This window comes from Nocardia sp. CA-119907, from assembly GCF_050955995.1.
In the GTDB taxonomy this organism is placed as follows: Bacteria; Actinomycetota; Actinomycetes; order Mycobacteriales; family Mycobacteriaceae; genus Nocardia.
In genome coordinates, this window is the sequence record NZ_CP192091.1 from 3,514,118 (window position 1) to 3,536,036 (window position 21,919).

General features: G+C 66.0%; 23 protein-coding genes. 11 read left to right on the top strand and 12 right to left on the bottom strand.

Features of this window, described 5'->3' with window-relative positions; genetic code table 11:
* The first annotated feature begins 55 nt into the window (after positions 1 to 55).
* Entirely contained in the window at positions 56 to 406 is a 351-nt protein-coding gene (locus ACQP2D_RS15585) for a hypothetical protein (protein ID WP_433684402.1), read from the top strand.
* Positions 407 to 411: 5 nt separating this feature from the next.
* Here ACQP2D_RS15585 and ACQP2D_RS15590 read toward each other — a convergent pair whose 3' ends face one another.
* From ACQP2D_RS15590 to ACQP2D_RS15600, 3 genes are all read right to left on the bottom strand, one after another.
* A complete protein-coding gene (locus ACQP2D_RS15590) occupies positions 412 to 1,086 on the bottom strand; it encodes a respiratory nitrate reductase subunit gamma (protein WP_433684403.1) in 675 nt (224 codons plus the stop codon).
* Between the two features lie 145 nt (positions 1,087 to 1,231).
* Positions 1,232 to 2,683, bottom strand: coding sequence for a flotillin family protein (locus tag ACQP2D_RS15595; RefSeq protein WP_433684404.1), 1,452 nt, complete (start codon positions 2,681 to 2,683; stop codon positions 1,232 to 1,234).
* 9 nt (positions 2,684 to 2,692) lie between these two features.
* Positions 2,693 to 2,902, bottom strand: coding sequence for a hypothetical protein (locus ACQP2D_RS15600; RefSeq protein ID WP_354958579.1), 210 nt, complete (start codon positions 2,900 to 2,902; stop codon positions 2,693 to 2,695).
* A 362-nt stretch (positions 2,903 to 3,264) separates the two neighbouring features.
* Between ACQP2D_RS15600 and ACQP2D_RS15605 the strand changes: the two genes are divergently transcribed.
* Positions 3,265 to 4,098: a hypothetical protein gene (locus ACQP2D_RS15605; protein ID WP_433684405.1), complete on the top strand. Its 834-nt coding sequence runs from the start codon at positions 3,265 to 3,267 to the stop codon at positions 4,096 to 4,098.
* A gap of 40 nt (positions 4,099 to 4,138) precedes the next feature.
* Here ACQP2D_RS15605 and ACQP2D_RS15610 read toward each other — a convergent pair whose 3' ends face one another.
* The 5 genes from ACQP2D_RS15610 to mptB all read right to left on the bottom strand — a co-directional run bounded on the left by ACQP2D_RS15610 (position 4,139) and on the right by mptB (position 9,979).
* Positions 4,139 to 5,050, bottom strand: coding sequence for a 2-hydroxyacid dehydrogenase (locus ACQP2D_RS15610; protein ID WP_433684406.1), 912 nt, complete (start codon positions 5,048 to 5,050; stop codon positions 4,139 to 4,141).
* Positions 5,051 to 5,268: 218 nt separating this feature from the next.
* Complete coding sequence (locus ACQP2D_RS15615) at positions 5,269 to 6,243, bottom strand: COX15/CtaA family protein (protein WP_433684407.1); 975 nt, start codon at positions 6,241 to 6,243, stop codon at positions 5,269 to 5,271.
* Between the two features lie 141 nt (positions 6,244 to 6,384).
* On the bottom strand, positions 6,385 to 7,176 hold the full coding sequence (locus ACQP2D_RS15620) for an ABC transporter permease (RefSeq protein WP_433684408.1): 792 nt from the start codon (positions 7,174 to 7,176) through the stop codon (positions 6,385 to 6,387).
* Entirely contained in the window at positions 7,173 to 8,108 is a 936-nt protein-coding gene (locus ACQP2D_RS15625; protein ID WP_433684409.1) for an ABC transporter ATP-binding protein, read from the bottom strand. Before ACQP2D_RS15625 ends, ACQP2D_RS15620 begins: the two co-directional genes overlap by 4 nt.
* Positions 8,109 to 8,233: 125 nt before the next feature.
* Complete coding sequence (gene mptB / locus ACQP2D_RS15630) at positions 8,234 to 9,979, bottom strand: polyprenol phosphomannose-dependent alpha 1,6 mannosyltransferase MptB (protein ID WP_433685667.1); 1,746 nt, start codon at positions 9,977 to 9,979, stop codon at positions 8,234 to 8,236.
* Between the two features lie 326 nt (positions 9,980 to 10,305).
* On the opposite strand from mptB, the gene ACQP2D_RS15635 reads away from it, so the two are divergent.
* The 7 genes from ACQP2D_RS15635 to ACQP2D_RS15665 are packed head-to-tail and all read left to right on the top strand — an operon-like array spanning position 10,306 to position 16,676.
* Complete coding sequence (locus ACQP2D_RS15635) at positions 10,306 to 11,127, top strand: helix-turn-helix transcriptional regulator (protein WP_433684410.1); 822 nt, start codon at positions 10,306 to 10,308, stop codon at positions 11,125 to 11,127.
* A complete protein-coding gene (sufB, locus tag ACQP2D_RS15640; protein ID WP_433684411.1) occupies positions 11,124 to 12,560 on the top strand; it encodes a Fe-S cluster assembly protein SufB in 1,437 nt (478 codons plus the stop codon). The genes ACQP2D_RS15635 and sufB overlap by 4 nt, the downstream gene beginning before the upstream one ends.
* On the top strand, positions 12,560 to 13,741 hold the full coding sequence (sufD, locus tag ACQP2D_RS15645; protein ID WP_433684412.1) for a Fe-S cluster assembly protein SufD: 1,182 nt from the start codon (positions 12,560 to 12,562) through the stop codon (positions 13,739 to 13,741). The genes sufB and sufD overlap by 1 nt, the downstream gene beginning before the upstream one ends.
* A gap of 37 nt (positions 13,742 to 13,778) precedes the next feature.
* On the top strand, positions 13,779 to 14,555 hold the full coding sequence (gene sufC / locus ACQP2D_RS15650) for a Fe-S cluster assembly ATPase SufC (RefSeq protein WP_433684413.1): 777 nt from the start codon (positions 13,779 to 13,781) through the stop codon (positions 14,553 to 14,555).
* 1 nt (position 14,556) lies between these two features.
* Positions 14,557 to 15,810, top strand: coding sequence for a cysteine desulfurase (locus ACQP2D_RS15655; protein ID WP_433684414.1), 1,254 nt, complete (start codon positions 14,557 to 14,559; stop codon positions 15,808 to 15,810).
* A gap of 3 nt (positions 15,811 to 15,813) precedes the next feature.
* A complete protein-coding gene (gene sufU, locus ACQP2D_RS15660; protein ID WP_433684415.1) occupies positions 15,814 to 16,308 on the top strand; it encodes a Fe-S cluster assembly sulfur transfer protein SufU in 495 nt (164 codons plus the stop codon).
* Entirely contained in the window at positions 16,305 to 16,676 is a 372-nt protein-coding gene (locus ACQP2D_RS15665; protein WP_433684416.1) for a metal-sulfur cluster assembly factor, read from the top strand. Before sufU ends, ACQP2D_RS15665 begins: the two co-directional genes overlap by 4 nt.
* Before the next feature lie 73 nt (positions 16,677 to 16,749).
* Here the strand turns inward: ACQP2D_RS15665 and ACQP2D_RS15670 are convergent, their stop codons facing one another.
* The 3 genes from ACQP2D_RS15670 to ACQP2D_RS15680 all read right to left on the bottom strand — a co-directional run bounded on the left by ACQP2D_RS15670 (position 16,750) and on the right by ACQP2D_RS15680 (position 19,917).
* Entirely contained in the window at positions 16,750 to 18,279 is a 1,530-nt protein-coding gene (locus ACQP2D_RS15670; RefSeq protein WP_433684417.1) for an NERD domain-containing protein, read from the bottom strand.
* A 117-nt stretch (positions 18,280 to 18,396) separates the two neighbouring features.
* The gene (locus tag ACQP2D_RS15675) at positions 18,397 to 19,779 is read right to left on the bottom strand and encodes a glycosyltransferase (RefSeq protein WP_433684418.1); all 1,383 of its coding nucleotides are present in this window, start codon (positions 19,777 to 19,779) and stop codon (positions 18,397 to 18,399) included.
* 27 nt (positions 19,780 to 19,806) lie between these two features.
* The gene (locus ACQP2D_RS15680; RefSeq protein ID WP_433684419.1) at positions 19,807 to 19,917 is read right to left on the bottom strand and encodes a hypothetical protein; all 111 of its coding nucleotides are present in this window, start codon (positions 19,915 to 19,917) and stop codon (positions 19,807 to 19,809) included.
* A gap of 222 nt (positions 19,918 to 20,139) precedes the next feature.
* Here ACQP2D_RS15680 and ACQP2D_RS15685 point away from each other — a divergent pair, with 222 nt between their 5' ends.
* Together ACQP2D_RS15685 and ACQP2D_RS15690 are read left to right on the top strand one after the other, a co-directional pair.
* Positions 20,140 to 20,592 (top strand): DoxX family protein, encoded by a 453-nt coding sequence (locus ACQP2D_RS15685; protein ID WP_433684420.1) that lies wholly within the window; start codon positions 20,140 to 20,142, stop codon positions 20,590 to 20,592.
* A gap of 104 nt (positions 20,593 to 20,696) precedes the next feature.
* On the top strand, positions 20,697 to 21,134 hold the full coding sequence (locus ACQP2D_RS15690; RefSeq protein ID WP_433684421.1) for a DUF4189 domain-containing protein: 438 nt from the start codon (positions 20,697 to 20,699) through the stop codon (positions 21,132 to 21,134).
* Between the two features lie 79 nt (positions 21,135 to 21,213).
* On the opposite strand, the gene ACQP2D_RS15695 is transcribed toward ACQP2D_RS15690, so the two are convergent.
* Positions 21,214 to 21,876, bottom strand: a complete 663-nt coding sequence (locus ACQP2D_RS15695; RefSeq protein WP_433684422.1) for a methionine ABC transporter permease — start codon at positions 21,874 to 21,876, stop codon at positions 21,214 to 21,216.
* Positions 21,877 to 21,919 lie beyond the last annotated feature (43 nt).

Here is a 21,919-nt window from a genome sequence, read left to right on the forward strand (position 1 = left end):
CGTTCTACACCCACGCGGGGTGGCCCCGAACGTACCGGCCAGTAAACTAGCCGCCATGACTTCTGATGTCGCCTTGGCCCCAGAGAAACTATCGGGTTCCGTCGTGGACTCGGTCAAGGGATTCGTCGCCGAGCACGGCGGTTCCGCCACCGCTGTCCTGCAGCCCATCGGCCGCCTCGGCGTGCGCGTCACGCTGGTCGGCTCCGACGGCGTTCTCGGTGATCGCGTGGTCGCCGACCTGGCGACGGCCAAGGAATTGGTGGCCACCATCAACAGCCTCACCGAGGCCGACGAATGGGATCGCGAGCTGACCTCGATCGTCACCCCGCGCACCGGGCACTGGGCCAAGATGGCCGGTTGGGTCGCCCGCCAGACCCGTTTCCCGAAGGCGCGCAACGAGCGCTGAGCCGTTCACGCTCCCGCGCTCGCGCCCTCGAATCGACGGGCTCGGCGCGGGAGCACGCGCAGGGCCAGCCGCGCGACCGGGCCCGCGAAGATGCCCGCGAGCCGGGTGTAGGGCCAGATCCCGATGATCAGCAGCAGGATCAGACCGCGCCCCTGGTGGATGAGCGGGGCGTGGTGCATGGCCTCGGCAGAGGGATTGATCGTGAACAGCGAGCGGAACCAGGCGAAAAGTGTTTCGCCGGTTCGGTATTCGCGTCTCGAGGCCGGATCGAAATCGATGAGCACCCCGGACAGCACCGCGGCCGCCAAGGCCGGGAAGGTGATGCGATCGAGCGGGGTGATCAGGGGGTGCGCCGGGCCCGCGATCAGGTCGGGCAGGAACAGCAGCACCGCGCCGATCGCCGCCGCCGCGCCACCGACGAGCAGCACGATCGTAATGACGACATGGATCGCACCGGCCGGATGGGCATGCGGTTGCGAGGCGAGCATATTGCTGACGCGTGCGATCACGATGAGGCACACCCCGCACCGGAACGCGGTCATCCCGAAGCGCTGTTCGCGGTCCATCTCCGGGAAGTTGGTGTAGCTGCGGAAGCCATCGCGCCGGTAGCGCCACACGTGCCCCAGGATGAACGAGAGAAACGCGCCGTAGGGCAGGGCGATCCATAACAGCGATGTCACGGCGAGTTCCGCTTTCCGCTTGCCGACGATCGGACATATCAGATTCGCAGAGCCGCCGATGCCGAACAAGGGACCAACGGCCCTTACCACGAGGTACTGCGGCAGTCAGCGGCGAGCTGTCGCGGGCTCGCCGCTGACGCACCGTCTACTTCGGTAGGTCGACCTCGCCGTTCTGCTGTCCGTTCGTGCTGAGATTCATTGCGGGAAGCAGGGATTCGCGTGCGATCGAGGTGAGCGCACCGGCCTGCTGGATGATCTCGGCGAGCGCCGATGTCACCCCCTGCGCGCCGTTCAGCACCGTGAATTGGTCGACGTGTTCGAACGGAGCCGCCGCCGCGGCGACGATCTGGGGGAGCTTGTCGGCGATCTGCTGTGCGATGACGGCCTCCTGGTTCTGGCTCATCGCCTCGGCGCGCTGCTGGATACCCGCCGCTTCGGCGGCCATATGCGCGCGGACCGCATCGGCCTCGGCCAGACCCCTGGCCTTGATGGCGTCGGCTTCGGCCTGACCGGTGAGCCGGGTGGCCTCCGCCTGTGCGGCGGCGCGCAGTTTGATCGCATCGGCCTCGGCCAGCGCCTGCATCTTCGTCTGTGCCGCAGCGGCTTCCGCGCGCAGGCGGGTCTCCTGGGCGTCGGCCTCGGCCTGGCTGATCCGGGCGTCGCGGCCCGCGGTGGCCAGGGTGGTCTGGCGATAGGCCTCGGCGTCGGCGGGCTTGCGGATCTCGACCTGCAGCCGCTGTTCCCTCTGCTGCGCCTCGAGTTGTGCTACCCGCGTTTCCATTTCGACGACGGCCTGCCGGGCGGTGGCATCGGCGAGCGGGCCCTGCTGGGCGGCTTGTTGACTCGCGCTGTCGACCTCGGCCTGATATCCGGCCTTCTTGATCTGGGTGTCGCGCACCGCGAGTGCGATCTGTGCCTGCGCGGCCTGTTCCTGTTCGATGGCCTCGCGCTCGGCATTGGCGCGGGCGATGCGTGCCTTCTGTTCCACCGCCGCCTGATGTGGAATCGCAAGGTTGGCAATGTAATTCGAACCGCTGGAAATGGACTGGATCTGGAAGCTGTCGATCACCAGGCCGAACGATTCCATCTCCTGGGAGCAGCGGTCGCGGACCTGCTCGGAGAATTTGTCCTGATCGCTGATCATCTCCTCGACCGTCATCGAGCCCGCGATCGCGCGCAGATGTCCGACGAAGACGTTCTGCACCTTGGTTTCCAGCTCGTCGGCCGGTCGGTCCAGGAAGCGGCGGGCCGCGTTCGCGATGGACCGGTAGTCGTCACCGACTTTGTAGACCACCACACCCGCCAGTTGCAGACTGATCTTCTGCTGACTCACGCAGGGCACGGTGATCTGACTTTCATGCGCCTCCAAGGAGATTCGACGCACCTTGGTCAATCCGGGTGCGACCAGACTGCCGCGTCCAGTGATGATCCGGAACCCCATGCTCTCGCCGAAGGCCTGCCCTTCGCCCGCGCGGAAACCGGAAATGATCAGCGCCTCATCGGGTTCGGCGACTCGCCAGGAGAGCCGGAACAGGATGGCGGCCAGGAAAAGCACCGCAACGGCGATGCCGACGACGACCACTAGCAGGACGTCCATGATGAACCTTCATTTCAAGGGAGTGACTTCAACTGTTCGCCCACCCAGGCTCCCGACCACGAGCACCTGGGTATGCCTCGGAATGGTTGTCTCCCCGTCAGCAGGACGCGCGAGGAATCGCTCTGTCCCTGCCCGCACCTCGATCAAAACCTCGCCGAGATGGTCCGGCTTGATCGTCGCGGTCACCCGGGCGATCTTGCCGATCACGTCTGTCGCCACCGACACCTCCCTGCCGCGGTTCGACCACTCCACGGTAGACCTGGCGAAATTCGCCAGCCGTTCATGCAAGCGATCTTTACGAATCCCTTATGCCTTCCAGTCTCGCGCCCTTGACGCCAATTCGCACCACTGGATTTCCCGGGTTCGTCCGGCCGTGCGAGGCGGGAGACCAAGATCAGCTGGCGGGGCTATCGGCGATATCGCCATGGATTTCGACAGGTCGACGAGGGCTTGTGCCGCAGCGAAATGGTCTGCCGACGGTGAGCCGGTTGTTCATCGAAGTATCAATAGGAACTCGAGTCAGTGACATCGGAATAGTGATGAGTGCCCGGTCTCGTGTTCGACTCGTAGAGTAGGTGACGATGAACGCGGATAAGGCGAGTGAGCTGGCGGCTCGGCGGGTCGGTGCCGCGCACGCCGACGCACACCAGCGTGTCGCGCTGGCCGAGAGCTGCTATCCACCGGCGCTGCGCGGCTACAGCCGCGCCGAAATCGCCTTCCTGCGTTGGGAACTCGCGCGCGGTGTGCTCGATCCGGAGACCGGCAGCCCATGGTGGCGAGCCATCAATGACCGTCTGCTGCACGACAAACTAGAGGCCGCGCTGCTCCATCGGGACGGTATCCGCGACGCGTCGACACCGGGTGCCCGGCTCTGGCTCGACTTCCTCATCGGGCCTTCTCCCGCGGCGTGGTACCGGGCGCACAACCGCAGCATCGTCTCCGGCTATCTGGAGCATCAGGAGTTGGCCGAGGCGGAGCTGCCGGCCGAGCGACTGATGATCAACGTGACGCTCATGCGGGTGCTGTTCACTCATGTGCTGGTGGCGCGGCCGACACTGGCGCTGGGCCGGTTCGGCCGTCTCGGCGGCTGGTCGGCCGATCCGCGGCGCAGCTCGGTTCGCCTGTTCCTCGACCTGCGCAATGTATTTCCCGAGGTGTATCCGCTGACGGAATTGTCGGTCGACGCGGTGCTCGCGCTGGAGGGCCGTGTCGCGCGGGCACTCGACTACGGACTGATCGTCCCCAAGCTGGAGCATGTATACGCGTTTGCCGCCGAACATCTGGATGAGCCGATGATCGTCGGCCTCGTCGAGAACGGAGACCCGTGCTACGCGGGATTTCGCATCCAGCGTGCGCGGCTGGCATCGGATGCGCTGATCAGGACGCTTGCGCGGGTTACTCGGCCGCGGCCGTGATCTGTCTTGCGACCCATCGACGCTGACGGTATCCCAGCTGTCAGTAGTCCCCGCGCACAAGGTTTTTCGGAAGTTCCCCGGCCGCGTATCGGGTGATTTCCGCGGTGACTACGGCGTAGGCACGGTCGAGACTGCCTCGGCTGCTGCCCGCGACGTGCGGCGTCAGCAGTAGCCCAGGCGCTGTCCACAATGGGTGATCAGATGGCAGCGGCTCCGGGTCGGTGACGTCCAAGGCAGCACGCAGCCGTCCCGAGTCGAGTTCGGCGAGTAGTGCTTCGGTCTGGACGATGGGACCCCGCGCGACGTTCACCACTATCGCGCCATCTGCCATCGCGGCGAGGAATTGCGCGTCGACCATACCGATGGTCTGGTCGGTCACCGGAACCATCAGTACGACGGCGTCGTAATCGCCGAGCAGTCCCGGTAGTTCGTCGACGCCGTGCACCCCGTCTCTGGCCGTCGTGCCGACCAGCGTCAGGGTCGCATCGAAAGCCTCCAGCCTGCGGCGCAATTCGATACCGAGATCACCCGCGCCGATGCCGAGAATTCGCTTGCCGGCCAGGGTATCGGTCTGATGGTAGTGCCAGTGGCGCTGCCGCCGGGAATCGGTGAATTCGATCAGGTCGCGATAGATGGTCAGCAGGGCCGCGACAACCCATTCCGCCGAACTGCCACCGTGCGCGCCACGGGCATTCGATAGCATTACCCCGTCCGGCAGCCGACCGATCCACCGTTCGGTCCCGGCCGTGAGCATCTGCACCAGCCGCAGTTTCGGCAGTGCGGCCAAATCGATCGATTCGGGTCCCGTCAGAAACGCCGGAACCAGCACCTCCGCCAATTCCGCTGCGGCGGGCAATGGTTCACCCGGCGCGTACCGCACCGGGCGGATCCCATCGAGCCGGGCCAGCACGCCGACTCCGTAATCATCTGGCACAAGGACAGTGACCGGCATGTCTGCCAGACTAACCGCGCCCGCCGTTCCGGTCACGATTGCATCCGATCATCGGATCTATTCCCGTGATATCAACCTCCGGCACCACCGAAGTGGGCCAGTGTCTCCAGAATCGCGCGGTCCGTATGCATGCATCCCGGTGCGCCAGGGCGCGCAGCGTATTGAATCCCGTGTCGAGGGGAGTTCGGGAGCGATGCAGCGTTCTGGGGTCGAGCCGACTACGCGGACTGTTCGGCCGGGTTCGGGACCGGTGCCGAGATGTGTTCGCGGGTTCGCAAGGAAGCCCACAGCGCCGCCGTGGCGGCGGTGCAGGCGGCGGCGCCGCCGACGTGGGTGGCGACCAAGGCGGCCGGGACGTCGGTGAAGTACTGCACGACACCGACCAGGGACTGCGCGCAAACCAGACCGAGCAGTACGAACAGGCGGGTGCGCACGGCGGGGGTGATGCCTACCGCGAAGAGGCCGAAGGCAAGGCCGATGAGCAGCGCGAGATAGCCGACCAGCAGTTGTGAGTGCAGGTGCACCAGGGTGACGATCTCGACCTGGAGGCGTTCGACGGGGCGCTCGATACTCTTATCTCCCGCGTGCGGTCCCGCGCCGGTGACCAGCGTGCCCGCGATGAGGACGGCGGCGAGTGCGATACCGCTGAGCCCGGTCAGCCAGCGCAGCGGTGTGGGAGCCTGGGTCACCTCGATGCCGTCATCGGGTTCGCCGACCTTCGCGAACATGACGACCGAGACCCACACCATCAGCATCGACGCCAGCAGATGTACCGAGACCGTCCACCACAACAGTCCGCTGCGCACGGTGATACCGCCGATGACCGCCTGCAGCACGGTACCGCCGGGCATGAGCCACGCGTACACCAGCACCTCGCGACGGCGGCGGGCCCTCGTGACCGCGAGCACGATGAGCGCCGCGCACAGGGTCACCGCGAAGGACAGCATGCGATTGCTGAACTCGACGGTTTGGTGCAGTACCGGAACCTCGGCGACTCCGGTCGGAGTGAAGCTGCCGGGGAAGCACTGCGGCCAGGTCGGGCAGCCGAGTCCGGATGCGGTGACGCGTACGATCGCGCCGGTGACGGCGATCCCGGCCTGGGAGACGATGACCGCGAGGGCGATCAATCGCTGCACCCGCAACGAGGGCAGCGGGAGCAGATCGACGAGTCGCAGAAATGCGCGATACAGCACGCAACGATGGTAGCCCGGCGGGTTGGACCGCCTGCAGGCGGTCTACTACATCTCGTCGTTGCGAGGTCGGACTGCGTTGGCCTGCGCTTTCGAGGCAACTGTGAGCGCCGGATTCGACGCGAAGGCGCGGCCGGGTCCGACTCAGTCGAAACGGAAGAAACGGGTAGCGAGGAAACCGCTGACCGCGCCCCACGCGGCGAGCACCGCGATACCGAACCAGTCCACGCTGCTGCGCATGGCGTCTTCGAGGGTGACCGCCAGCGCCCCCGAGGGCACCAGCCGCACAAGCACATTCACCGCCGACGGCAGATCGTCGGATGCGAACACCACGCTCGCGATGCCGAGCATGGCGAACCACAGGATATTCGCCAGCGCCAGCACGATCTCCGCTTTGAGCGTGCCGCCCAGCAGCAGCCCCATCGCCGCGAAGGTAGCGGTGCCGAGCGCGATCACCAGCGCGCCGAGGCCGAGCCCGGCGACGTCGGGTCGCCAACCGAGCGCGAATCCGATGGCGCCCAACAGGATTGCCTGCAGCACCACCACGATCAGGACCGCGGCGCTCTTGCCCGCGACAATGCCCCAGCGGGGAAGCGGGGTGGCCCCGAGGCGCTTGAGCGCGCCGTAGCGCCGGTCGAATCCGACCGCGATGGCCTGTCCGGTGAAGGCGGTCGACATGACCGCCACCATCATCACCGCGGGCACGATCTTGTCGACCCGGTCGGTACCGAGGTCGCCGAAGGGCAACAGGCTGAGCCCGACCAGCAGGGTGATCGGGATGAACATGGTCAGCAGCAGCTGTTCGCCGTTGCGCAGCAACAAGATCAGCTCGAGCCGGGTCTGCGCGGTCATCATCGCGATGCGGCTGCTCGGGCGCGGATCGGGGGTGAAGGTTCCGGGTGCGAAGCGGTTCTCGACGCGATCTGGCTGGTTCATCCGCGTAGGTCCCGTCCGGTCAGTTCCAGGAAGACGTCTTCGAGGCGGCGCTGATCGATCCGGATATCGGTGGCCAGCACATTCTGCTGTGCGCACCACGCGGTCACCGTCGCTAGCACCTGCGGGTTGATCTCGCCCTCGACCAGATACGATCCCGGCGTCGTCTCGCGTGGCGAGAAGCCTTCCGGCAGTGCGGTTTTCAACAGGCGCAGATCGAGTTTCGGTGGGGCGGTGAAGCGCAGCTGCCCGGCTGCGCCGTGTGCGGTCACCTCGGCCGGTGTTCCGGACGCGACGATCTGCCCGTGATCGATGATCACCAGCTGGTCGGCAAGTTGCTCGGCCTCGTCCATCATGTGCGTGGTGAGCAGTACGCTCACCCCGTCGCGGCGCAGCGCGTCGATGAGTTCCCACACGATGAGTCGGGCCTGTGCGTCCAGGCCCGCGGTCGGCTCGTCGAGGAAGACGATCTCCGGCTTCCCGACCAGCGCACAGGCCAAGGCGAGCCGCTGCTGCTGACCGCCGGAGAGGCGACGGTAGGGGGTGCTCCGGTTGTCCTGTAGGCCAAGGGTTTTCAGTAACCAGTCCGGATCGAGCGGATTCGCCGAATAGGCGGCGACCAGATCCAGCATTTCGCCCGCCCGCGCGCCCGGATACGCGCCGCCGCCCTGCAGCATGACGCCGATGCGCGAGCGCAGCCGGTCGGAATCGGCGATCGGATCGAGCCCGAGCACCCGGACCGAACCCGTGTCCGGAGCGTGGAAGCCTTCGCACATTTCCACGGTGGTGGTCTTGCCCGCCCCGTTCGGCCCGAGCAGGGCCAGCACCTGCGCCCGTTCGACAGCGAAGCTGATCCCGTCGACCGCGGTGGTCTCGCCATATCGCTTGACGACGCCGTCGATACAGACGGCGGGTCCCGAGGCTGCGGTCACCATCGCGCCTCGGTGCTCGGCTCCGTCGCGTCCAAGGGTGCTGTGCCCATTGTTCGCTCGCTTCGCTCCCTCACGGTGTCACACCGTAAGCGGTCGGCGGATGTGACCGGGACGACACCCCTGCCAAGTCAGCTCGGTGGTCCGGCCGGACCGGCCGCGGTGGCCGCGGAGTCGGCGCCGGACTGGTGCAGCCGCCATGGCAGTGACTTGCGGGTGGCCAGGATCATCAACGCACACGTGAGGACCGTGATGCAGGCCGCATAGATAAGGACGAACGGGGGGATTTCGCTGCCCGACGGCATGAGCATGACGCTGATCGCCGCCGAGGCGATCGTCGCCGGAACACGGAAGGCGGGTCGGCTGGCCCAGGCCGCAAGCGGGACGATGCCCCAGAGCAGATACCAGGGCTGCACCACCGGAAACAGCAGGACAACCGCGCCGAAGGCGACACCGAGCGCACCCACCGGATGCAGCCGACCGCGCCAGGTGGCCACCATCAGCCGCACCACGACCAGTGTTGCCGCGGCCGCCGCGATCGGGCGGGTAATGCTCAGCAGGGCGGTGGTGTGGTCGCCCAATCCCAGCAGGACACCGCCGAATCCGGTGGCGACCCCGAGTGCGGTGGGCAGCGACATCCAGCTGCGCACCGAGTTGGCCATGGTCAGGGTGTCTATCCACCCGAATCCGAGACCGCTGCCGAGACAGACCGCGAGCATGACGGCCCCGGTGACGCAGCCGAGTAGCAGCGCTGAGCTGAGTACGGCGCGCATATCGCCGCCCCATTTTCGGCTCAATGCCATCCACACGAACGCCAGCGCCAGCATCGACGGGATCTTGACGGTGGTGGACAGCGCTATCAGGGTGGTGCCCGCCAAGAGCAGCACGAGTGTGTGTCCGCGCATCGGGCCGGTATTGCTCAGGGCCGCCAGGCAATATTCCAATCCGACCAGCATCAGGCCGAGCATCATCGCCTCGTTGTGCACGCCGGAGACCAGATGGAATATCACCAGCGGGTTGACCGCGCCGAGCCACAGTGCGGCTACCGGCGATACCCGGCACCGCTGTGCCAGTCGGGGCAATGCCCAGACGATGCAGGCGACACCGATGAGCGCCAGCATGCGATGCAGCAGTACTCCGGCGAGCATATTGTCGCCGACGATTTCGGCGATGCCCTTGCCCAGCCAGATCGAGAGCGGCCCGTACGGCGCGGGCGAATTCTGCCAGATATTGGGGACGCTGCGGGTCAGAATATGGTCCTGGCCGAGGCCCTGTACCGGACCCACGTCGTAGGGGTCGAGCCCGTTCGCCGCGATCTCCCCCTGCGCCAGATAGGAGTAGACGTCCTGGCTGAACATCGGCGGCGCGACCGACAGCGGGATGATCCAGAGCAGCAGGGTGCGGTCCAACTGCGAACGGCTGATGCGGCGAATGCGATTGGACTGCAGGCCGAGTGCGAAGCGGCCGAGTAGCAACCAGGCCAACATCACGATGACCGTGCCGACCATGGTCGTCGCCAGCCCGGAATTGTGGACGCGCGCGGGCAGTCCCAAAATCGCCCGGCCGTAGGTCGGATTCTGCAGCGTGGGCTGGGCGCCGAGCCCGAGGGCGCCGATGGCCATCATGACCGAACCGGTCGCGCCGAGCAGCCGGACCCGGCGTAGTTGCGCGGTCTCCTGCGGATTGAGCTCGGCCGCTTCGGGTTCGTTGACGTGCAAGGTGTCGCCGACGGTGTGGTCCGGCGGGGCATCGAGTCCGATGATGCGGCGACCCAGCGAAATGGCGGTGCTGATCGGTGCGGTCCGGCGCAGTCGAATCAGGGTGCTCGCGGTGTTCGACCGGCGTTCGACACCTTCTTCGCCGTGCTCGCCTGACATCACGCGGCCAGCGTAGCCGATGCCACCGGCGGTTCCGGTGCTCCGCGGAACCGACCGCTGGGTTGCATTATTCGCCGTCAACGCTGCGGCAGGGGAGTGGTCGCCGGGCGCTCACCGGTGTCCGAGGATTTTGATCATCGAGGTGTGTCCTAAATCGCACTGGCAATTCCGCCGGGTGGGCGGGCCCGCTGCGGCGCTGGAGGCGCAGGTGGTGAACTTGTTGCGGTCTCCTGTCCGCCGCCGGAGTGCTCCCGCGCAGGTCATCGGCATGGCAACTCAGGGCACCCTTATTAGATTCCGGGAACTAATTCCGTCACACTGGTGTTGTGAAAACCGTGGGTTTGCCGCACGACGAGGATGGAGGCACCGGTCGCCGTACCGGTGCCGCCGCTTCTGCTGCGCCTGCGACCCTGGTCACGGGCGGTGAGGGACATACCAGAGCCGCCGTTGTCCAGCTGCTGCTCGAAGAGGGGCCGATCACCGCGACCGCGATCGGCACCAAGCTCGGCCTGACGCCAGCGGGTGTCCGTCGACACCTGGACGCGCTGATCGAATCCGGTCAGGCGCGGGCGAGCCGCTCGGCGCCGTGGCAGCAGAAGGGTCGCGGCCGCCCTGCCAAGCAATACCAGCTCACGGCCATCGGCCGCGGACGGCTGGGCCACGCCTACGACGATCTGGCCGGGGCGGCGATTCGGCAGCTCGGTGAGATCGGCGGCGAGCAGGCCATCGCCGAATTCGCGCGCAGGCGGGCCAGGACCGTCGTCAAGGGCATCGAACCGGTCGCCGAGCACACCGCGGAAAACACCACCGCCAAGGCGGAGGAGATCGCGGAGGCGTTCACCGACGCCGGATTCGCCGCGTCCACCCGCAAGGTCGGCGCTGGCGTCCAGATCTGCCAGCACCACTGCCCGGTGGCGCACGTCGCCGAGGAATTCCCGCAGCTGTGCGAGGCCGAACTCGAGGCTTTCCGGGACCTGCTCGGCACCCATGTACAGCGGCTTGCGACGATCGCCAACGGCGATTGCGCGTGCACGACCCATGTGCCGCTGTTCGTTCTGCCTATTACCGATACCGAGAACGCTTCCCACCAGGCCGCTGCACAGCCCGCAGCGGTACGTACGAACGACTCCGGAAGGAGTGCCGAATGACGACGACCACCGACCAGGTGCAACCGCTCACTCAGGAAGAAACCATCGCTTCCCTGGGTAAATACGGTTACGGCTGGGCCGATTCGGATGTGGCCGGTGCCAGTGCGCAACGAGGCCTGTCCGAGGCTGTCGTCCGCGACATCTCGGCCAAGAAGAACGAGACAGAGTGGATGCTCGAGCACCGGCTCAAGGCATTGCGCATCTTCGAGCGCAAGCCGATGCCGAGCTGGGGCTCCAACCTCGATGGCATCGACTTCGACAACATCAAGTACTTCGTGCGCTCGACCGAGAAGCAGGCCGAGAGCTGGGAAGATCTGCCCGAGGACATCAAGAACACCTACGACAAGCTCGGCATCCCGGAGGCGGAGAAGCAGCGCCTGGTCGCCGGTGTCGCCGCCCAGTACGAGTCCGAGGTCGTCTACCACCAGATCCGTGAGGATCTGGAGGCCCAGGGCGTGATCTTCCTGGACACCGACACCGGTCTGCGCGAGCACCCGGAGATCTTCGAGAGGTACTTCGGCACGGTGATCCCGGCCGGTGACAACAAGTTCTCCGCGCTGAACACCGCCGTGTGGTCGGGTGGTTCGTTCATCTACGTGCCGCCGGGCGTGCACGTCGACATCCCGCTGCAGGCGTACTTCCGGATCAATACCGAGAACATGGGCCAGTTCGAGCGGACCCTGATCATCGTCGACGAGGGCGCTTACGTGCACTACGTCGAGGGCTGCACCGCACCGATCTACAAGTCGGATTCGCTGCACTCCGCGGTGGTCGAGATCATCGTGAAGAAGGGCGGCCGCTGCCGCTACACCACCATCCAGAACTGGTCGAACAACGTCTACAACCTGGTCACCAAGCGGGCCAAGGCGGAGGCGGGCGCGACCATGGAGTGGATCGACGGCAATATCGGCTCCAAGGTCACCATGAAGTACCCGTCCGTGTGGATGATGGGTGAGTACGCCAAGGGCGAGGTGCTCTCGGTCGCGTTCGCCGGCGAGGGCCAGCACCAGGACACCGGCGCGAAGATGCTGCACCTGGCGCCGCACACCTCGTCGACCATCGTGTCGAAGTCGGTGGCGCGCGGCGGCGGCCGGGCCTCCTACCGCGGCCTGGTCCAGGTCAACAAGGGTGCGCACGGTTCCAAGTCGACCGTGAAATGTGATGCGCTGCTTGTCGATACGATCAGCCGCTCCGACACCTACCCCTACGTCGATATCCGTGAGGACGACGTGACCATGGGCCATGAGGCCACCGTCTCGAAGGTGTCCGAGGACCAGCTGTTCTACCTGATGAGCCGCGGCCTCACCGAGGACGAGGCGATGGCGATGGTCGTGCGCGGCTTCGTCGAGCCGATCGCCAAGGAACTCCCGATGGAGTACGCGCTCGAGCTGAACCGCCTGATCGAACTGCAGATGGAAGGAGCCGTCGGCTGATGGCAGCCCTGGACAACGTTGCCGCGGCCGCTGAGGCTCGCACCCCGGCAGTCAACAAGGGGGAGGTATTCACTTCCTTCGACGTGGACGCCTTCGAAGTGCCCTCGGCCAAGGATGAGGCGTGGCGGTTCACCCCCCTGCGCCGCCTGCGCGGCCTGCAGGACGGCACCGCCGTTCGGGACGGATCGGTCACCGTCGAGGTCGCGCCGGTCGTCGGTGTGACGGTGGAAACGGTGGCGCGCACCGATTCTCGGCTCGGCGCTGCCGGTGTGCCGTCGGATCGGGTTGCGGCCCAGGCCTATTCGGGTTTCGAACAGGCGACCGTGATCTCGGTCGGTTCGGAAACCGAAGTCGCCGAACCGGTTACCGTTACCGTCACCGGTCCGGGTGAGGGTAAGACCGCATACGGCCACCTGCAGATCCGGCTCGGCAACTTCGCCGTCGCCACGGTGGTCATCGACCAGCGGGGCAGCGGAACCTATGCCGAGAACATCGAATTCGTGCTCGGCGACAGCGCCAAGCTGATCGTGGTCGCGATCCAGGACTGGGCCGACGACGCCGTGCACGCCACCGCGCACCACGCCCAGCTCGGACGCGATGCCACGCTGCGGCACACCTCGGTCACCCTCGGCGGTGATCTGGTGCGCCTCACCGGCAATGTCCGCTACGCGGGTCCCGGCGGCGATGCCGAATTGCTCGGCCTCTACTTCGCCGACGCCGGTCAGCATTTCGAGCAGCGCCTGCTCGTCGACCACGCGGTCCCGCACTGCAAGTCCAATGTGCTGTACAAGGGTGCGCTGCAAGGTGATCCGCATTCACCCAAGGGCGATGCCCGCACGGTATGGGTCGGCGACGTGCTCATCCGCGCGGCCGCCGAGGGCACCGACACCTTCGAGGTGAACCGCAACCTGGTGCTCACCGATGGCGCGCGCGCCGATTCGGTGCCGAATCTGGAAATCGAGACCGGCGAGATCGTCGGCGCAGGCCATGCGAGCGCCACCGGTCGTTTCGATGACGAGCAGCTGTTCTACCTGCGCGCCCGCGGTATCCCGGAGGACGCCGCCCGCCGTCTGGTAGTGCGCGGTTTCTTCCACGAGATCATCCAGAAGATCGCGGTCCCCGAGGTCCGGGAGCGGCTGGAGTCGGCCATCGAGGCCGAGCTCGCCGCGATCGGCGCATGACCAACCAAACCCTTTGTCAGTAAGGAATCCGAATTCGATGACCACCCTGGAAATCAAGGACCTGCACGTCGAGGTCGCCAACCCGGACGAGACCGCCGAGCCCATCAAGATCCTCAAGGGCGTGAACCTCACCATCAAATCCGGTGAGACGCACGCCATCATGGGCCCTAACGGTTCCGGCAAGTCGACGCTGTCCTACGCGATCGCCGGACACCCGAAGTACACGGTGACCTCCGGCTCGATCACCCTCGACGGCGAGGACGTCCTCGCGATGTCCGTCGACGAACGGGCGCGTGCGGGTCTGTTCCTGGCCATGCAGTATCCGGTCGAGGTTCCCGGCGTCTCGATGTCGAACTTCCTGCGCACCGCCGCCACCGCGGTCCGCGGCGAGGCCCCCAAGCTGCGCACCTGGGTCAAGGAGGTGAAGGAGTCGATGAGCGAGCTGGAGATCGACGCCGCCTTCGCCGAGCGCAGCGTGAACGAGGGCTTCTCCGGTGGTGAGAAGAAGCGCCACGAGATCCTGCAGCTGGGTCTGCTCAAGCCGAAGATCGCGATCCTGGACGAGACCGACTCCGGCCTGGACGTCGACGCGCTGCGCATCGTTTCCGAGGGCGTGAACCGGTACAAGGAGCGCGAGCACGGCGGCATCCTGCTGATCACGCACTACACCCGCATCCTGCGCTACATCCAGCCCGAATTCGTGCACGTATTCGTCGGCGGCCGCATCGTCGCCGAGGGCGGCGCCGAGCTGGCCGAAGAACTCGATGCGAACGGCTACGTCCGCTTTACTCAGACCGCTACCGCTGGAGCCTGATATGACCGCCACGGTCCGTACCCTCGACGTCGCCCGGATCCGGGCCGACTTCCCGATCCTGAGCCGCACGGTTCGGGACGGGAAACCGTTGGTGTACCTGGACTCCGGCGCGACCTCGCAGCGTCCCCTCGCCGTGCTCGACGCCGAACGCGAATTCCTCATCGAGCGCAATTCGGCCGTGCACCGCGGTGCGCACCAACTGGCCGAGGAGGCCACCGACGCCTACGAGGGCGCGCGCGCCGATATCGCCCGGTTCGTCGGTGTGGACGCCGATGAGATCGTGTTCACCAAGAATGCGACCGAATCGCTGAATCTGGTGACGTACGCGTTCTCCGACAATCGCTTCCCGTACCACGTGGGTCCGGGCGACGAGATCGTCATCACCGAGCTCGAACATCACGCGAATCTTGTACCGTGGCAGGAACTCGCGCGCCGTACCGGTGCGACCTTGAAGTGGTACGGCATCACCGATGACGGCCGCATCGATCTCGATTCGCTCGAATTGTCGCCCGCCACCAAGGTTGTCGCGTTCACGCACCAGTCGAATGTGACCGGTGCGGTCACCGATGTCGCCGAAATGGTCCGCCGGGCAAAGGAAGTCGGCGCGCTGACGGTGCTCGACGCCTGCCAGTCGGTGCCGCATATGCCGGTGAACTTCCGCGAACTCGGTGTCGACTTCGCCGCGTTCTCCGGGCACAAGATGCTCGGACCGTCCGGTGTCGGCGTGCTCTACGGGCGGCGGGCGCTGCTCGCGCAGACCCCGCCGTTCATCACCGGCGGATCGATGATCGAGACCGTCACCATGGAGGGCAGCACCTACGCGCCGCCGCCGCAGCGTTTCGAGGCCGGTGTGCCGATGACCTCGCAAGTGGTCGGATTGGGCGCAGCCGTGCGGTATCTCGAAGCAATCGGCATGGAAGCCGTTGCGGCACATGAACATGCGCTCACCGGCGCGGCACTGGACGGACTCGCCGCGATCGCGGGCGTGCGGATCGTCGGCCCGGCCGAGAATATCGACCGCGGCGGCGCGGTGTCGTTCGTGGTCGAGGGCATCCACGCCCATGATGTCGGACAGATTCTGGACGACGAGGGCGTCGCCGTGCGCGTGGGCCACCACTGCGCGTGGCCGCTGATGCGCCGCCTCGGCGTGCCAGCGACGGCCCGCGCGTCGTTCGCGGTTTACAACACCCTGGACGAGGTAGACCAGCTGGTAGCCGCCGTGCGGAAGGCCCAGAGCTTCTTCGGAGTTGCATAAGACATGCGCATGGAGCAGATGTACCAGGAAGTGATCCTGGACCACTACAAGCACCCGCATCACCGCGGGCTGCGGGAGCCGTTCGGGGCCGAGGTGCACCACGTCAACCCGACCTGCGGTGACGAGGTGACCTTGCGCGTCCAGCTCGACGACAACGGTGATGTCGCCGATGTGTCCTACGACGGCCAGGGCTGCTCGATCAGTCAGGCCGCCACCTCGATCCTCACCGACCAGGTCATCGGACTGCCGGTGCAGCAGGCGCTGAAGGTCGTCGACTCCTACAGCGAGATGATCTCGAGCCGCGGCACCGTCGAGGGCGATGAGGACATGATCGGCGACGGCATCGCGCTCGGCGGAGTGTCGAAGTATCCGGCGCGGGTCAAATGCGCGCTGCTGGGTTGGCTGGCGTTCAAGGATGCGGTGATTCGGATAACCTCCGCCGAAGAGGCCAAGCGGACTATGGGCAGCGATATCTCCACGAATGGAAAGCCGTCATGAGCGAGACACCAGCGACCGAAATGACCGAGCAGGTCGAACTTTCGGCCGAGGCCATCAAGCAGCTCGAGGATATCGAGGAGGCGATGCGCGACGTCGTCGACCCCGAACTCGGCATCAATGTCGTCGACCTCGGACTGGTCTACGGCATGAGCGTGGACCAGGACAATATCGTCACCCTCGATATGACCCTCACCTCGGCGGCCTGCCCGCTGACCGATGTCATCGAGGATCAGTCCCGTAACGCCCTCGTCCGCTCCGGCCTGGCCGAAGACCTCAAGATCAACTGGGTCTGGATGCCCCCGTGGGGCCCGGACAAGATCACCGAAGACGGCCGCGAACAGTTGCGCGCCTTGGGCTTTACGGTCTAGAACCGCGAACACACCGCCGCGACGAGCCCGTCGCGGCGGCCTTGGCGAGACTGCCCTGAGAACAGCGCGCCGATCAACACTGCTGTTGGAATGGGAAGCACGGTGCCGAAGGCGGCTCGGACGGTGGTGGTTGCGGCGGCCCAGCCGGCTCGGTGCTCGATCCCGGGCGGGGCTCGACGACAGTAGGGGTCGGGTCCATACCTTCGGAAATAAGTAACCAGGTCGTGCCGACTATCACTCCGACCACCACCACCGTCGCGAGCAGTTGCGGCAGGCCCGAGATGAGCTTCACCCCTTTGGCGCACACGGTGAGAACGCAGATGCGCATCACCGACGCCAGCCGCGGCGCCGAAGCCCGATGCGTGGGCTCGGCGGCGGGTGCGCTGACCGGCCGCACCAATGGCATGGGTTGCGGCTCGGCCCTCGGCGGCGGTTCCGACGCAACGGTCGTCGAACGCAGTGGCTCTTCCTCCGAGACAGGCTGCGCCTCAACCGTTGCCGAAGGCTGGGCCAGTGCTGTTGACAGTGTCTGCGGCTGCATCTGCGCCACGGACTCCGCCCCGGCCTCGGTCGAAGGCTGCCGCCCTTCCACCGATCGACCTCGACGGTCGAGGTCACGTCGGGACAGAGGCTCGTCCGACGACCTACCGGACTCGATCCACGACGACCACTGGCCCGTGAATGCCGACGACAACTGCGGGGCCTGCCGAGGCGACGGCGGCCGTAGCGCATCCGGACGGTCCACCGGCTCCGGCGGCGGCGCGGAGACCTCCGTATCGGTACCGACTTCGGGTCGCGAATGTGCCACGCCTGTCGATGGCTCCCCGTCGATATCGGTCAGCAGCCACGGTGGAAATGGAGCGCTGGAATGCGACAGCTCCGACGACGTGCGACCGTCGTCGGCACGTTCGACGACGCCGAGCGCGGACGACGCATGGGCTTGCACCAGCACCTTCGACGCGGGACGCTGGGTTCGTCTGGTTTGCGACGGAAACCCTTCGGCCACAAGTTCTTCGATCGTGACCACATGGGAAAGGCCGAGCTCGCCGAGCAGTTCGTAGGCCTGCTCCGCGGTCCAGATCAGCTTCCGGTTCGCCGTTCGAAGGAACCAGGCTCGCAACCCCGCCGACGAGTCGAGGACCACGGTGCCGCCGGGCTTTCGCGATTCGATGTCCAGTGTGATGGTCGCTTCCCGGGGTGGCACGACCACGATCAGCTTGTCGGCGTGGGCGTCCGGGTGCCGCCTGCGCACTATCTGGCTCAGGAGGTTCGCATTGCTCGTCACCTTGTCGAATGGATCACCGTCGCGGAGGGGAACCGGCTCCCCGTCGAATCCGGAAAGCTGCCAGCGCCCGTCGGCCCCCATCGACAGGTCCCCGCCGGTCACCTCCGAAGCGATCTCCTGGACTTCGATCACGGCCACAGCGCGCGGAGTAATGACCACCACGTCCATCTGCCGTGTCGCGCCACTTGGGTTGCCGTCGGGTATGGGATACCCCGAAACAGCAAGCCCCACAATGACGTATTGGCCGTTCCAAGTCCGTAGCCAATCGAGCACACACTGTTCGGGTCGTCGCGTCGACCCTTCGTTGACAACCAGCATCGAGGTAACTCTTCCGTCTCGCTCGCACAGTCGACCCCACAACGGTATTCATCTCAGACGCCCCCCGAGAATGCGAAAGGCATACAAAGAGCAGGGTTTTGGCGACAAAAGGTGTGACTAGTTCGGTGCGTAGGCAGAGGGAAGTGTCGCGGCGGCGCAACCTCCGTCCACTCTGCTGGTCACAGGTTCGGGGCCTGGAGTGTAGGGCCCTGTCGGGTCGAGTTCGGCATCGTTGATCTGATCCGTCCAGCCGGGTACGTCGACGATCGTGTCTTCGGACCCCAGGTGCAGGGACTTGCCGATGGTGTCGGACGTCGGACGTGACCCGTTGGTGGGTAGGTGGTCGAGGATGGTGCGAACTGCCGCAGGGAGCCCCGGTTCAGCGTTGACACGAGTCACCAAAGCCAGAGCACGCGAACGGGTTTGCGGCGTCAGCACGCGGGCCTCCAGAATCTCCGCGAGCTTCTCGGGGGTCGCGCGGTGCGGATGGATGCCGGTGCCGATGCCGAGTGCGCGCACCCGCTGGGCATTGAATATCTGATCGTTGCCGTAGGGTTCGACCGCGATCGGGCAGCCCACCCGCATCGCGGCGGCCAGCGTACCTATCCCGCCGTGGGTGAGCACGGCGGCGGCGTGGGGGAACAGTTGGGAATGTGGGACGCTGTCGATGAACTGCACTCGATCCGGGTCGACGGCGCCGATGGGGTGCAGATCGGCCCAACCACGCTGCACGATCAGCGGTCGGTCCAGTAGTTCCGCCGCGCGCACATGCAGATCGACCACGTGCGCCGGATCGGTGACGGGCTGACTGCTCAGCGTCAACACCAACGGCGACCGTTGCAGGAATCGCGCGAGCTGCGGTGACGGTGTGAATTCCCGCCTGCCGGGAGCCTCCGCGAACCAGAAGCCGGTCTGCACTACCCGCCGCTCGGCGTGGGGTCGGGAAAACCAGCGACTGCTCGCGAGAATATCGGCCAGTGGCGGATATTCGGCACCGGCCGAGAGCCCGAGGTCGCCGCGGAGGCGATCCAGGAAGGCGGTGAACCACACCGGATCCGGCCGCGACGGTGGTTCGTGGAACGCCATCGCCATCGGCGACACGTGAATCCAGCTGATCTGCTGTCGTTCGGCGACCATCTCGGCCAGATTGGCGGTGGTCGTCGATGCGATCAAGAGATCCGCACCATCGCATATGTCCTCGAGGCGTCGAATGTAGTCCAGTTCGGCAGCAGCCGCCCGATCCCCGAAATCCTCGGCCGCGCGGTCGGCGAGCGGATTGTGCCACTGGTCCCACACCCAGGCCTGATTCCGCGCCTGCTCGGGACCGAGTTCGTAGCCGATCGAGCGGAATTCCAGACCCGCGCGCTCGACCAGCGAGCGCTGAGCGCCATTGACCGCCAACCGGACTCGATGACCGGCCGCAAGCAACGCCCGGCCGAGTTCCACGCCCGGTATGTGGTCACCGAGCGTGCCTCGGGTCGAAAGGACTATCACCGCCATTGTCGAAACATTAGCCCGACCGTGCATTCATCGCCCACCTGCGAGATCGATGAAGGTGCCGGTGACGTAGGAGGCTTGATCGGACAGTAGCCAGCCGATGGCCTCGGGTACCTCTTCCGGGCGGCCGCCGCGTTGCATCGGGAGGGTGGGGGGACAGGCGGTCGACCCGGTCGAGTTCGCCGCCGAGGGTGTGCAGGTCGGTGTGGATGAAGCCGGGGCGGACATTGATTCGGATGCGCGGCGCAGCTGTCGCGTTGGTTCCGAATCCGCGGCCGTCACATTCTGCGGGCGGCGCTGGTCATTGCGGTGACGGCAGGCGCCCGTCACCGCCGCGGCGGATGATCTGTTGGAGGGAGAAATATGTCGCAACGCTCGCGCTCGGGACGGCTACGGACCGGCTTCTACTGGTTCCTCGGATTCGAGTTCTTCGTCGGCTTCGCTACCAAGTTCTGGCCCGGGTCTACATTTTTCGGGCCCGCGTATGCGGAGAAGTTCGCGGACTGGGGATTTCATCCGAATATGCGGTTCGTGGTCGGCGCGCTGGAGTTGATCGCCGCTGTGCTGCTGGTGATTCCGCGCCGAGAGAGCAGATTCTTGGGTGCGGCCATGCTAGTGCTGGTACTGACCGGGGCGATGACCACGCATCTCATCGATGACGCGCCCTTCTGGCAGGGCACCTCGGCGCCGATTCATCTGGTGATCATGATGATCGTCGCGCTCGCGAATTGGCCCGCGGACTGGCGAGATGTGGTGCCGCCGTGGGGCCGGGTCGCAGCCGCGCCGAGAGGTACGGTGGCGCTGCGGGATCGCTGATTCCCGGTTTGTCGGATCCCAGTGCTAGAAAGATCTGGACAATTCGGATCGGGCCGACCAGGACCTCGATCCGAGGCGATTTTTCTGAACTGGGGAGATATCACATGTCACTGTCGTCGAAGGCTGCCATGGGTCTGGTGGCCGCATCCGCTGGTGCCTGCATCGCCGCTGGTGCCGGCGCCGCACAGGCGGATGGGGGCCTCTATGGCTCGCTGGCGATCTCGACCTCGCCGCGGGGCGATGCGACCCTCGGATGGGCGTACAACTACTCGAACTGGGCCGATTCGGATCGTGCCGCCGTGCAGCAGTGTGGCTTGTCCAGCTGCCACGTCATCGTCCAGTTCGCCAATGGCTGCGCGGCCGTGGCTCGCAACGGCGATGAGCACTTGGGCTGGGCCTGGGCGCCGACGCGGGCCGAGGCCGAACAGCAGGCGATCGCCAATGCCGGGCCGACCGCACCGCCGCCACTGCTGAACTTCGGCAGCTCGGTGCCGCGCGGACCGCGCATCGTCGATTCGCAGTGCACCGCGAACGCGGGCTGACGTCCTGACCGGACCGAGTGCGCTCTCGACGCAATCCGCATCGAGAGCGCACTGGGTTCGCGAGCCGCACGCCGAAGACTCAGCGGCGCAGCACCTTTCGGGCGATCAAGTTGCCGAGAAACTGAATGCCCTGCACGCCAACGATAATGATCAACGTGGCGACCAGAGTCACCTGCCAGTCGAAGCGCTGATACCCGTAGACCAGCGCGAAATCGCCGAGCCCGCCACCGCCGACCGTGCCCGCCATGGCGGACATATCGACAATGGCGATCACCACGAAGGTATAGCCGAGCACCAAGGGCCCCAACGCTTCCGGGATAAGCAGCGTCAGAATGATCCGCAGCGGCCCGGCCCCGACGGCCCTGGCGGCCTCGATAACGCCCGGATCCACCGTGACCAGATTCTGTTCCACGATGCGGGCGATGCCGAAGGACGCCGCCACGATCATGACGAAGGCCGCGGCCTCCGTGCCGATCGTCGTCCCGACCACTTCGAGGGTCACCGGACCGAGTGCCGCGAGCAGGATGATGAACGGGATCGGCCGGACCACATTCACCAGCACATTCAGCAGCAGGTTGATCGGCGCGTTCGCCAGCAGTCCGCCCTTGCGGGTGGTGTAGAGGGCGGTGCCGAGGAACAGCCCGATCAATCCGCCCACCACAAAGGTGAGCAGTACCAAGTAGATGGTGGTGCCGATGGCCTCGGTCAGTACCGGTCGGAGTTTGTCCCAATCCGTATGCACGGCTAGTCCTTTCAGCCGACGCAGATCACTTTCTATCGACCTG